Consider the following 12,011-nt stretch of genomic DNA (forward strand, 5'->3'; position numbering starts at 1 on the left):
GCATTCACGGTCGATCGTTTTGAATCGATTCAGATGCCGGCTGTCCAGGTGGGCAGCTGGTTCCCCCACTGATCCGGGAGGTATCCATGCGGAACCGAAAGCCCAGACCGGGGCGCCTAGTCGGCCTCGTCATGGCGGTATCCGCCGCGCTGGCCGTGGCGCCCACGCCGTCCGAGGGGGCGTCGGCGGCCGCAACTCCCGGCCCCCGGGCGGCACTTGACGCCCTGAACTACTCGCCGACCTCGCGCACCCTCAAACCGACAGCCGTCTACCGCACGTCCGGCAGCGTCGCGAACCCGCAGAACGTCCTCACCGGACAGCCGACGAGGGTCTCCGGCTCGCAGTCGGCCGTCACCCTCGATTTCGGCGAAGAGGTCGGGGGCGTGACAACGTTGTCCTTCGGGGGCGCGAGCGACAGCGGCCAACGGGTCGGCCTGGCCTTCAGCGAGTCGTCCCTGTACGCGGGCAACAACAGCGACCGCAGCAGCGGCCGCGACGGCGAGGACGGCGCCCTCTACGCCAACGCCTCCGCCAACGGCACCTACACGGTGCCCACCGCCCAACTCCGGGGCGGCTTCCGCTACTTGACGGTCTTCCTCGACACCTCGGGCTGGGTGGACCTCACGGGCGTCAGCCTCGCCTTCACCGCCGCCCCGGGGAAGGCGAACCCGGCCGACTACCCGAACTACTTCCATTCCAGCGACGAGTTGCTCAACCGCGTCTGGTACGCCGGGGCCTACACCGTGCAGCTCGACACGATCGCCTCCGACCAGGGCCGCGCCTGGCCCCCTCCCACCTCGGCGTGGGACAACAGCGCGACCGTCGGGGTGGGTGACTCCGTCCTGGTCGACGGGGCGAAGCGCGACCGTACGGTGTGGCCCGGCGACATGGGCATCGCCGTACCCACGCAGTACGCGTACTCGGGCGACCTCACCTCGACCCGCAACGCGCTCACCACGATGTACGACGCGCAGTCGGCAACGGGTGAAATCCCTTGGTCCGGGCCGCCGTTCAACCTCACCGGCTCGGACACCTACCACACGTGGACCCTGCTGGGGACGTCCACGTACTACACGTACACCGCCGACCGCGCATGGCTGGACTCGGAGTGGGCCGACTACAAGCGCGGGATGGCCTTCATCACCGACAAGATCGACGGCAACGGCCTGCTCGACGTGACCCGCACCCAGGACTGGGCCCGGGTCGGCCAGGGCGGGGAGAACATCTCCGCCAACGCGCTGCTGTACGGCGCGCTCAAGGGCGGCGCCACCCTCGCCGCGGTCGAGGGCGACAGCGCGCTCGCCGTGAGCTGGAGCGGCAAGGCGGACGCGATCAAGGCCGCCGCCAACTCCCGTCTGTGGGACGCCTCGAAGGGCATGTACAAGGACAACCCGACCAGCGGGCTCTACCCGCAGGACGGCAACTCCCTTGCCGTCTGGTACGGGTTGACCGACTCGACGGCCAAGGCGAAGAGCGTCGTCGCGGGGCTCGGGAAGAACTGGGGCGCGTACGGCCCCACCACCCCCGAATGGGGCGGCAACGTCTCGCCGTTCGCCGGCGGCATGGAACTGAACGCCCGCTTCACCGCCAACGACGACTACACCGCCCTGGACCAGATCCGCCGCACCTGGGGCCACATGCTCGACAGCGACATCGGCACCAGGAGCACCTTCTGGGAGGGCGTCAAGGCCGACGGCGGCCTCGCGTACGGCGGTTCGTTCATGAGCCTGGCCCACGGCTGGTCCACCGCGCCGACCTCGACGCTCACCTTCGACGTGCTGGGCACCGCACCGGAATCGGCGGCCGGCGCCTACCGCTTCGTTCCGCACCCCGGCGACCTGACCAGCGCCGACGGCCGCATCACCCTGCCCCAGGGCGCCGTCGACGCCTCCTGGTCCCGCGACCCCGCCGCCGGCACCTACTCCGCGCACCTGACCAGCCCGTCCGGCACCAACGGCCGTATCGGCGTACCGAAGTTCGGCGGCGGCAACGTCTCGGTGACCGTGAACGGCACCACCGTCTGGAGCAACGGAACCTTCACGCCCGCCTCCGGCATCACCGGCGCGAGCCAGGACGACACCTACGTCTATCTCACCGGCGTCGCGCCCGGCGGCTACACCGTGACCGCCACCGGCCTCGGCAACCCGACCGCGTCCGCCGACCCGGCCACCACCGGTGCGCTGCGCGCGGGTTACACCCGGTGCGGGGGAGAGGGCGCCACCTGCTCCTTCACCGGGACCCGCTCGGTGGCCTACGGCGCCGGGACGTACACGTACAAGACGGCGACGAGCGGCACCGCCTGCACCAACGACTCCTTCGGCGGCGACCCGGCACCGAACCTCGTGAAGTCCTGCTACGTCGCCGACGCGGGCGGCCCGCCCGGCTACACCGCCTGCGCGGCCGAGAACGGCACCTGTGCGGTGCCCGGCTACAACCGCGACGTCGCTTACGGCGCCAACGGCAACTTCGCCCACCAGGTCACCAACGGCTCCGTCGCCTGTACCAACGCCCACTTCGGCGATCCCATCGACGGCGTCGCCAAGTCCTGCTACCTGCCGCCCGACGGAGCACCGGCCGGCGGCTGGACCAAGTGCGCCTCACAGAACGGCACTTGTTCGGCCGCGGCGGGACAGCCGGTGATGTACGGCGCCTTCGGGGCCTTCACCACGGCCACCGCCACCGGCGACACTCCGTGCACCGACGCCAGGTTCGGCGACCCGATCCCCGGCGAGTCGAAGGCCTGTTACACCGCCACCGGCGGTCCGTCCGGATACGCCGCCAACTGCTCGGCGGAAGGGGGCACTTGTGGCTTCAGCGGACAGCAGACCGTCGCCTACGGCGCACGGGGCCGCTTCCTCTACAAGTCGTTCACCGGCGGGGCCGGTTGCACGACGGCGGCCTTCGCCGGCACGGACCCGCTGCCCGGTGTGAGCAAGTCCTGCTACCTCACGTCCTGAGCGGAGCGACGCTTCCGGCAGCCCCGACTCCCCGCGTGTCAGGGGCTGCCGGATCACTCCGGATGGGCCACTGCCTCCTTCTGCAGTTGCACCGCCGCCACCAGGCTCAGCATCGGCTCCGCCTGACGCAGTGCCTTCACCGCGGCGACCGAGCCGACGTCCCCGGTGAAGCCGACGGCGGCCAGTCGGGAGCGGACCCAACGGGCGCGCAGTTGGGGCTCGGTGGCGCCGGCGGTGGACTCCACGAGCGCGACAGCACGTTCGAGGCCGGGGCGGTCCTCCGGCGAGGCCCCGGCCAGCGCCTGACGCAGGGCTGCCGCGACCACGTCCGAGTCCCGGACGGACAGCACGAAGTTGTTCTTCTCGCTCAGTTTCGTGATTCCCCTCATGGGGACAGCCTGTCCCTCATGTTCCGTGCGTGCCAAGCGACTTGAGGAGTCTCAGAGGCTAGGGCCTGTTGCGCCCCGGGTCATCGGCCGTCGGCCTGTGCGGTCAGGGTGAAGGCGAGCAGCGCCGTCGTGGTGAAGTCCAGCGAGGGCTCCACGGTCTGCCAGGCTCCTACGTCGTCCACATACCGCGCGCCCTTGCCGTCGAAGTCGGTCCAGGACCCCGACGGGGGAGCGGCCGTGCACTTCTTCATGGTCGGGAAGCCGTTCAACTCGGCAAGCTTGGAGGCCGCGTTGGGGCCGTTGACGACTGCTCCGCGCAGGATGGCGCCCTTGCCGTCGTGACTGCCCCGGAGGTTGGCCAACTGGTGTTCCGGGCAGTGCGGGTAGACCTCGCCCGCGCCGATCACGAAGCTGGTGCCCCAGGGGTTGGCGCCGAGTGCCCAGCCCCGTTGCTGCCCGGCGAAGGCCGCGTAGCGGTGGTCGCCGGTTGCCCTGGCGTAGAGGCGGGCGGTGGCCACCAGCCCGAAGGTGTGCGGTACGGCGTCGAAGTCGTCGTAGACCGCGCCGGCGCCGAACGGATCGTGCCCGGCGCGATCGACACCGTCCTCCACCTGGCGGCGCAGGTCCCGGTACAGGTCGGCGGCCCCGACGCCGTCCGTCCGGGCGCCGTCCAGGGCGGTGATCAGGTCGACGTGGGCCAGGGCGCTGACGTCCGCGACATTGAGGGTGCCCTTGACGTCGGAGTCCAGGTAGGCGCGGGCCCAGCGGGCGGAGTCGGCTGTCCAGTCACCCTCCCGGTCGTCACCCAACTTCCTCGCGGCCAGGGCGAGTTCGGCGCCGGCGAACTCCAGGTCGTCCTGCCAGGAGTCCTCGGGGTAGAAGGCGGCGGGGAACGCGGTGACGAGTGGTCCATCGGGGTCGGTGTCCGCCAAGTCGTAGATCGCGGCGGCCTTGTCCAGCCACTTCCGCGCCTCGTCCGGGTCGGTGTCGGCGACCCGCTGCGCGGCGAGGGCGAAGACCGCGGCCACCCGTCCGGCCAGGCTCGGAGTGATCGCCTCGCCCGGGTCGTTCGCGCGGAACACCGGCCGGTGCTTGATCGTGTAGTCCGGGTCGCCCGGCGACACATCGAGCCGGTCGTCGGCCTCCGGCAGCCGCCACACGTCGTGATCGGTCCGTACGGCGTCGTTGCCCGCGCCGATGCCGACCTGGGTGTAGAGCGTCTCGCTGTCCCCGTCCCACATCTTGTCCAGCCACTCCAACCCGTGCGTGGCCTCGGCGGACAGCTCCTTCATGTCCGGCAGGTCCCGCTGGGCGAGGAGGAGTTCGGCGGTCGAGTAGGAGGTGGTGCCGGTGAACTTGAGGAAGTCACCCGCGTCGAACCAGCCGCCGGAGACGTCGACCTGGTCGCCGGTCGGCGTCAGCCGCTCGTCGAGGAGTTCGTTGCCTTCCTCGTCGTAGTCCGGATCGGTGTAGACGGTCGCGTCCTCGTCGGCGAGATGGGACGGCCCGTGCTTCAGGGCGCCGGGAAGCACGTCGGCTCCGTCGCGCTGGGCCTGGAGGAACCGGATGTTGTCCCGGACCAGCGGGGTCATCAACTCGCGGGCATCGGCCACCCGGAAGGCGGGGGAGTGGCCGGTCGCGGTGCCGGTGAGGACGATGCGGTAGGTGCCGGGGGTGTTGAGTGAGGAGAGGTCGACCGTGCGCACGGAAGGGTACTTGGCGTTCCAGTGGCCGGTGACGGGACCGAGTCTGCCCGCCGTGACCACCTTGTCCTCGGTGTCGACGACCTTGAAGCGGGCCCCCTTCAGGGCCGCCGAGGACCCCATGACGTAGGCCTGCTTCGACTCGCCGCGCGCATAGCCGACCTGGTCGACCCGGACGGCCACGCCGGAGGAGGGCGGGTCGGAGGCCGCGCCGTAGAGGTTCATGGCGGCGAGTACGGCGCCGAGGCTCACGGCGGTGGTGGTGACCAGCAGTGCGGGGCCGCGCGATGCGTTCATGCGTCCACGGTGCCGGGGCCTTCATGAGATGACGATGAGGACGCCGGGAGTTGGGCCGTCGGCAGCCGCAGTTCGGCGATCAGGCCGCCTCCGGGGGCGTCCGTGAGACGGGCGGTGCCGTGGTGCAGCTCGGCGATCCAGCGGACGATGGCGAGTCCCGCCCCCGTGCCCGAAGCGGCTCCGGAACCTCCCGTGCCCGAAGCGGCTCCGGAACCCCCGGTGACACCCCGGGCGAAGACCCGCTCCCGGTCCGCGGGCGGCACACCCGCGCCATGATCACGGACCGCGACGAGACCTTCGGTGACGGTGACCTCCACCGGCGACCCGGCGGGGCCACCGTGGCGCTGGGCGTTCTCCACCAGGTTCCGCACCGCCTGGGCCAGCAGGTCCGGGTCCCCGAGCACGACCACCGGCTCGGTGGCCACCCTGACGCTTTCGTGGTCCGGCAACTCCTCGACGGTGATCTCCACCAACTGGTCGAGGCGCAGGGGCACCAGCTCGGCCCGCTGCGCACCGGCCTCCATGCGGGCCCTGGCGAGCAGCCCGGTGACCAGCCGGCTCAGCCGGTCCACGAGCCGTAGCGCCTCGTCGGAGGAACCGCGCCCCTCGACCACGAGCCGCAGGGTCGCCAGCGGCGTGCGCAGCTCGTGCGCCGCCTCGGCGAGGAACTGCTCCTGCTGCGCCAGCCCACGCAGCGCGGGACGCATGGCCCGGCCGGACAGCAGATGGCCGACGGCCGCCGCGCAGCAGACCAGGGCCGTGCAGCCGAGCAGCAGCCAGCGCACGAGGACCTCGTGATCGTGCTCGCCGCGCGCCTGCTCCGTACCGACCAGCACGGCCGCACCGATCCGGTCGCCGTCCCAGACCGGAGCCGCCGCCCACCGCAGCCGTGCGCCGTGCGCGGAAAGGGCGCTGACAACGACGGTCTCCTGTCCGTCCAGGACACTCCGCCAGACCTCGTCCAGCCGGTCCGCGGCGGGCAGCGCCCAGCGCGAGGGAACGATGTTCCGCACCGTCGGCGGCTTTCCCGGTGCCGCTTGGAGAACGGCCAACACCTGGGCGCCCCGGGCGAGTTCGTCCTCCCGCAGCGGCTCCAGGTGCAGCACCCCCGCGTCGAACCAGACCGCCCGCGACAGCCCCGTGGCGCGGCTGTCGACCTCGTGGTCGAGGCCGGAACGGCGGGATCCGGCATCGATACGGATGGCGACGGCGGCGAGTACGACGAGACAGGCCGCGGTGGTCGCGGCGAACAGGAGTGTCATCAACCGGCGGGTGCGCCGCAGTCGGGCCACGGCGGGGGAGCGGGCGGACGCCGTGTCCCGGCGGATCACGTCCGCGCCTCGTCGGCCAGCCGGTAGCCGACGCCACGCACCGTGGCGATCGGATCGGGCGGCCCGAGCCGCCGTCGCAACTGGCCGATCAGCACGTCCACGACATTGGACATCGGCTCGCTCGCCTCGTCCCAGCAGCTCTCGATCAGCTCGGTGCGCGTCACCACCAGGCCGGCGCGGAGCATCAGGACCTCCAGCACCGCGAACTCCTTGGCCGACAGACTGAGCAGCACCCCGGCCCTGGACACCCGGCGCCGCGGCAGATCGACCTCCAGGTCACCGGCCCGCAGCAGCGGCGGCCGCGCGGGCTGCTCCCTGCGGCACAACGCCCTTACCCGTACGACCAGTTCGGCGAACGCGAACGGCTTGACCAGATAGTCGTCCGCCCCGTGCTCGAACCCGGCGACCCGGTCGCTCACCGCGTCCAACGCCGTCAGCAGCAGAAAGGGCAGCGTCGATCCCGCCCGCCGGTGCCCGGCGAGCAGCGTGAGCGAGTCACCGTCCGGCACCGAACGGTCGGCCACGACACAGTCGTAGCGATTGACCGAGAGCTTGAGGTCCGCCTCGGCCAGAGTCCGCGCGAGGTCCACCGCGAACCCGGCGTCCCGGAGCTGAGCAGCGACGACGGGCCCCAGTTCGGGATCGTCCTCCAAGACCAATACGCGCATGCGCCGGAGCTTAGACGGTGCGGGTGGCGGGGCCGGACGACGCGACTTCGGACCCGGGCCGGTGGTCCATGGCTACCCGCGAGCTCCGCGGAACGCCCCCGCCACCACCGGGACGAGCTGCCGCTCGATCTGCTCGGCGGACATGGTCGCCAGCTCCGCGCCGATGGGTGCCAGCGCGAGCCAGTTCAGCAGGCCGGCCGCGCAGCGGGTGCGGAAGATCAGCTCCTGCTCGTCGACTCCGGGGATGTGCGGGGTCAGTACGCGGATGGCGTCGCGGCGGCTCTTGTCGAACTTGCCCGTCAGGCGCTCCCAGCCCTGGGGCGGTTCGATGCCGACGCGTGCCACCGTGCGCATCACGGCCAGGTCCTGCCCGCCGGCCGCGAGCGCGCGGATCATCGGCCCGGCGAACGCCGCCGCCACCTCCTGGAGCGTCGGCGTGGGGCCGAGGGAGTCGAGCGCCTCCATCTGCGCGTCCAGATACTGTTCCAGCGCGTGCTCGATCGCCGACTCGCACAGTGCCTTGAGCGATCCGAAGTGGTAGCTCACCGCGGCGACGTTGGCCCCCGCGCGATCGGTGATCTCGCGGAGCGTCACGCCCTCCTGGCCGCGCTGCGCGAGCAGCTCCAGGGCGGCCGTCCGCAGGCCGTCCCGGGTGCGCTGGCCGGCCTCTCGGCGCAGGTCCGTCTTCTCCACGCGTGTCATGCAATGTACTCAAGCAGACGTTTGAGTACATTGTCAACAGTCCCTGACTGACACTGCCTGACCTGCGGTGATGGCTGCCCGTGCAGGGAATTCAAACAGTGGCTTGACAGGTTGAGGGGCTGTTCATAAAGTTAAGCGAGCGTTTGAATTACTAACGGCGCACGAGAGACCGCTGCGACGGATCTCGGACCCTGAGAACCAACCTGAAGGAACACGTCATGAAGCTGATCAGCCGGAAGTCGATCACCGCCGCGACCGCGGTAGCCGTCCTTGGTGGTCTTTCCATCGCGGCCATGCCGTCACAGGCCGCGACCCCCGCCCACAGCGGTACGACGGTCCCCGACCTGACTCCTCGCCAGCTCGCCGAGCTGCCGCTCACCGACCGCCACCTGACCAAGCACGAGAGGCAGAACCTCGCGGTCGTCCTGCGCGACTACTACGTGGCGGACGGCGCCCACATCGACGTCCCGACCTTCGTCAACAGCTTCACCAAGGACGGCGTCTTCAACGACATGGTCGCCGGACAGGCCTACCGGGGTAAGGCGCTCGGCAACGTGCTGCCGTACATGAAGGGCCTCTTCTCCGACGTCCACCGGGACCTCAAGCGCATCACCGTGAACGGCGACGTGATCAGCATCGAGCTGTCGATCGACGGCACCTTCGACGGGGAGCTCCCGACGCCGACGGGTGGCGTCGTCAAGGGGAAGGGCCAGAAGGTCGCCGCCCCGACCGCCGACTTCTGGTACCTGAAGAACGGCAAGGTCACGACGTTCGACTGCTTCGTCGGCTACTCGAAGATGTACTCCGACATGGGCGTCGACTTCGACTGGGCCTCGGCCGTCAACAAGCACTGAGCCGAGCCGCTGCCCGGCGGGTGACGCCTGGCCCCCCGGCCCCGCGTCACCCGCCGGCCCAGGTCACCCCACACGGTCGGAGCACCCCTTGAACCCCACGGGCAACACCATCTTCGTGGCCGGAGCGACCTCCGGCATCGGCCTCGGACTCGCGCTGCGGCTGCACGCGGCAGGCAACCGGGTCATCGTCTCGGGCCGCCGGGAGGACAGACTGAAACAGATCGTCTCGGAGCACCCCGGCATCGAGTCCGTCGTGCTCGACGTCACCGATCCGGCCGCCGTCCAGGACACCACCACGCACCTGCTGCGACGCTTTCCCGACCTCAATGTCCTGGTGGCGATGGCCGGCATCATGCTGCCCGAGGACCTGCACAGCGACGGTTTCCTCGCCACGGCGGAGGCGACGGTCGCGACCAACCTCCTGGGCCCCATCCGCCTCGTGGCCGCGCTGACCGAACACCTCGCCACCCGGCCCCGGGCGACGATCATGACGGTGTCCTCCGGGCTCGCGTTCGTCCCGCTGCCCATCGCCCCGACCTACAACGCCACCAAGGCCGCCATCCACTCCTTCACCGAGAGCCTGCGCGTCCAACTCGCGGACACGCGCGTCGACGTCCTGGAACTGGTGCCCCCGGCGGTGCGCACCGCCCTGATGGGACAGGAGGACTCGGAGACCGCCATGCCTCTCGACGCGTTCCTCGACGAGGTCATGAGCATCCTCGGCGGCAGTGAGCAACCGGACGAGATCCTCGTCAAGGCGGTCGAACCCGTGCGGTTCGCCGAGGCCCGCGGCGACTACGCCGACCTGCTGCGCATCCTGTCCAACCGCTGACGACCGCGCGACCCACCACAACAGAGGAAGCATCGGCATGACGACCCGGCTTGGAATCGGACTTCCGCAGAACCGGCAGTACAACCTCGGCAAGGACGTGCCCGACGTGGCACGCGCCGCCGAGGACATCGGATACGACAGCGTCTGGGTCTACGAACGCGCCCTGTTCCCGGACCCCCCGACCCAGCCGCTCTACGGCGTCCCGGGCCTGCCCTGGCCCGAGGCCTACCGGGGCGTGGCCGAGCCGCTGGTCACGCTGACCCTCGCGGCGGCGGCCACCGAGCGGGTCGAACTGGGCACCGCCGTGCTCGTCGCCCCGCTGCACATCCCCTTCCAACTGGCCAAGACGCTGGCCACGCTGGACGCGGCGAGCGGCGGCCGGGTGGTCGCGGGCCTCGGCAGCGGCTGGTCCCTCGACGAGTACGCGGCCGCCGGGATACGCCCGTTCGAGGAGCGCGGCAAGGTCATGGACGAGATGTTCGAGGTGTGCCGCGCGGTGTGGAGCCCGGACCCGGTGGTCTACGACCACGGCCGCGTCACGAGGATCGCGTCGGCCGTGGTCGGACCGAAGCCGGCCCGGTCCATCCCGATCCTGGTCCCGGCCAACTCCCCACGGGCCATGCGCCGGCTCGTCGACCACGCCGACGGCTGGCTGCCGTACGCCGACGGGCCCGATCAGGTGGCCAAGGGCTGGCGTCAGTTGCAGGACCTCGCCGCCGAGCGGGGCCGCTCCCTGCCGGTGCGGACGGTGGTCCGCGTGAACCCGGACTACACCCCCAAGCGGTACGAGGGACCGGACCGCCGGCCCTTCCAGGGTGACGTCGAGCAGATCGTCAGCGACCTGATGGCGTACGCCGACATCGGCCTCGACGAGTTCCTGGTGGACCTCTCCTGGGCCACGCGGGACGCGCGGGAACTCAAGGATGTCGCCGCCGAGGTGTACTCGGCGGCACGCGCGGCGGGCTTCTGACCGACCCGCCCGGTCCCCGTCTCTCCGGTCGGCCGAACCGCGCCTGTTCTCCGACAGGGCTCTGACCTGGTCCTATGGGCCGGTCGGGGCCCTGTGTCGTGTGGTGGCACAATGGCTGCCGCTACATACCGGGCCTGCCCGGCGAGGTTCCAGGCGAAATCGCCGTACCCTTCTTCATGTCTACGGCGTCAAATAGCGGGCGCCGAAAAAGAGAGGCAACACCCCGTGCTCATTGCTCAGCGTCCGTCTCTGACCGAAGAGGTCGTCGACGAGTTCCGTTCCCGGTTCGTGATCGAGCCGCTGGAGCCGGGCTTCGGCTACACCCTCGGCAACTCCCTCCGCCGCACGCTCCTGTCCTCCATCCCGGGTGCGGCGGTCACGTCCATCCGGATCGACGGCGTCCTGCACGAGTTCACCACCGTGCCGGGCGTCAAGGAGGACGTCACCGACCTGATCCTCAACATCAAGCAGCTCGTCGTCAGCAGTGAGCAGGACGAGCCGGTCGTGATGTACCTGCGCAAGCAGGGTCCGGGTCTGGTCACCGCCGCCGACATCGCGCCCCCGGCCGGTGTCGAGGTCCACAACCCCGATCTCGTCCTCGCCACGCTCAACGGCAAGGGCAAGCTGGAGATGGAGCTGACCGTCGAGCGCGGTCGCGGCTACGTCTCCGCCGTACAGAACAAGCAGGTCGGTCAGGAGATCGGCCGCATCCCGGTCGACTCGATCTACTCGCCCGTGCTGAAGGTCACCTACAAGGTCGAGGCGACCCGTGTCGAGCAGCGCACCGACTTCGACAAGCTGATCGTCGACGTCGAGACCAAGCAGGCCATGCGTCCCCGTGACGCCATGGCGTCGGCCGGCAAGACCCTGGTCGAGCTGTTCGGTCTGGCGCGTGAGCTGAACATCGACGCCGAGGGCATCGACATGGGCCCGTCCCCCACGGACGCCGCCCTTGCCGCCGACCTGGCGCTGCCGATCGAGGAGCTGGAACTCACCGTCCGCTCCTACAACTGCCTCAAGCGCGAGGGCGTCCACTCCGTGGGCGAGCTGCTGGCGCGCTCCGAGGCCGACCTGATGGACATCCGCAACTTCGGTGCGAAGTCCATCGACGAGGTCAAGGCGAAGCTGGCCGGTCTGGGTCTGGGCCTGAAGGACAGCCCGCCCGGATTCGACCCGACCGCCGCGGTCGACACCTTCGCCGCCAACGACTCGGACTCGGGATTCGTCGAGACCGAGCAGTACTGATCACCGAGTAGTACACGTCGGCAGTCATGCGGGCGCCCGGAGCCATCGGCCTTGCCGTGGACC

The 12,011-nt window shown here is 70.5% G+C and carries 10 protein-coding genes; 5 read left to right on the top strand and 5 right to left on the bottom strand.

Translation table 11 applies throughout. The features are described 5' to 3' along the window. The first annotated feature begins 131 nt into the window (after positions 1-131). On the top strand, positions 132-2,957 hold the full coding sequence (locus AB0M63_RS22530) for an alpha-L-rhamnosidase (protein WP_366020601.1): 2,826 nt from the start codon (positions 132-134) through the stop codon (positions 2,955-2,957). Positions 2,958-3,010: 53 nt separating this feature from the next. On the opposite strand, the gene AB0M63_RS22535 is transcribed toward AB0M63_RS22530, so the two are convergent. The 5 genes from AB0M63_RS22535 to AB0M63_RS22555 form a co-directional block, all read right to left on the bottom strand. Continuing rightward, positions 3,011-3,346 (bottom strand): hypothetical protein, encoded by a 336-nt coding sequence (locus tag AB0M63_RS22535; RefSeq protein WP_355909267.1) that lies wholly within the window; start codon positions 3,344-3,346, stop codon positions 3,011-3,013. Between the two features lie 80 nt (positions 3,347-3,426). Further along, positions 3,427-5,346 (bottom strand): glycoside hydrolase family 9 protein, encoded by a 1,920-nt coding sequence (locus AB0M63_RS22540; RefSeq protein WP_366020602.1) that lies wholly within the window; start codon positions 5,344-5,346, stop codon positions 3,427-3,429. Next, positions 5,343-6,677 (bottom strand): HAMP domain-containing sensor histidine kinase, encoded by a 1,335-nt coding sequence (locus AB0M63_RS22545; protein ID WP_366020603.1) that lies wholly within the window; start codon positions 6,675-6,677, stop codon positions 5,343-5,345. Before AB0M63_RS22545 ends, AB0M63_RS22540 begins: the two co-directional genes overlap by 4 nt. Then, complete coding sequence (locus AB0M63_RS22550; protein ID WP_355909276.1) at positions 6,674-7,345, bottom strand: response regulator transcription factor; 672 nt, start codon at positions 7,343-7,345, stop codon at positions 6,674-6,676. The genes AB0M63_RS22545 and AB0M63_RS22550 overlap by 4 nt, the downstream gene beginning before the upstream one ends. Positions 7,346-7,417: 72 nt before the next feature. Further along, the gene (locus tag AB0M63_RS22555) at positions 7,418-8,047 is read right to left on the bottom strand and encodes a TetR family transcriptional regulator (protein WP_355909279.1); all 630 of its coding nucleotides are present in this window, start codon (positions 8,045-8,047) and stop codon (positions 7,418-7,420) included. A gap of 218 nt (positions 8,048-8,265) precedes the next feature. Between AB0M63_RS22555 and AB0M63_RS22560 the strand changes: the two genes are divergently transcribed. From AB0M63_RS22560 to AB0M63_RS22575, 4 genes are all read left to right on the top strand, one after another. Beyond that, entirely contained in the window at positions 8,266-8,901 is a 636-nt protein-coding gene (locus tag AB0M63_RS22560) for a nuclear transport factor 2 family protein (RefSeq protein WP_366020604.1), read from the top strand. Between the two features lie 88 nt (positions 8,902-8,989). After that, entirely contained in the window at positions 8,990-9,733 is a 744-nt protein-coding gene (locus tag AB0M63_RS22565) for an SDR family NAD(P)-dependent oxidoreductase (RefSeq protein WP_355909285.1), read from the top strand. A 37-nt stretch (positions 9,734-9,770) separates the two neighbouring features. Further along, positions 9,771-10,703 carry an LLM class F420-dependent oxidoreductase gene (locus AB0M63_RS22570; RefSeq protein ID WP_366020605.1) on the top strand — a complete coding sequence of 311 codons (933 nt, stop codon included), beginning with the start codon at positions 9,771-9,773 and terminating at the stop codon, positions 10,701-10,703. Positions 10,704-10,928: 225 nt separating this feature from the next. After that, positions 10,929-11,948 carry a DNA-directed RNA polymerase subunit alpha gene (locus AB0M63_RS22575; protein ID WP_355909291.1) on the top strand — a complete coding sequence of 340 codons (1,020 nt, stop codon included), beginning with the start codon at positions 10,929-10,931 and terminating at the stop codon, positions 11,946-11,948. Positions 11,949-12,011: the final 63 nt, after the last annotated feature.

Source organism: Streptomyces sp. NPDC051576 (assembly GCF_040681835.1).
GTDB lineage: Bacteria > Actinomycetota > Actinomycetes > Streptomycetales > Streptomycetaceae > Streptomyces.

Bases quoted from the DNA above. Each gene is read 5' to 3' on its own strand.
- AB0M63_RS22530 (WP_366020601.1), top strand. From the start codon at position 132: ATGGCGGTATCCGCCGCGCTGGCCGTGGCGCCCACGCCGTCCGAGGGG.
- AB0M63_RS22535 (WP_355909267.1), bottom strand. From the start codon at position 3,346: ATGAGGGGAATCACGAAACTGAGCGAGAAGAACAACTTCGTGCTGTCC.
- AB0M63_RS22540 (WP_366020602.1), bottom strand. From the start codon at position 5,346: ATGAACGCATCGCGCGGCCCCGCACTGCTGGTCACCACCACCGCCGTG.
- AB0M63_RS22550 (WP_355909276.1), bottom strand. From the start codon at position 7,345: ATGCGCGTATTGGTCTTGGAGGACGATCCCGAACTGGGGCCCGTCGTC.
- AB0M63_RS22555 (WP_355909279.1), bottom strand. From the start codon at position 8,047: ATGACACGCGTGGAGAAGACGGACCTGCGCCGAGAGGCCGGCCAGCGC.
- AB0M63_RS22560 (WP_366020604.1), top strand. From the start codon at position 8,266: ATGAAGCTGATCAGCCGGAAGTCGATCACCGCCGCGACCGCGGTAGCC.
- AB0M63_RS22570 (WP_366020605.1), top strand. From the start codon at position 9,771: ATGACGACCCGGCTTGGAATCGGACTTCCGCAGAACCGGCAGTACAAC.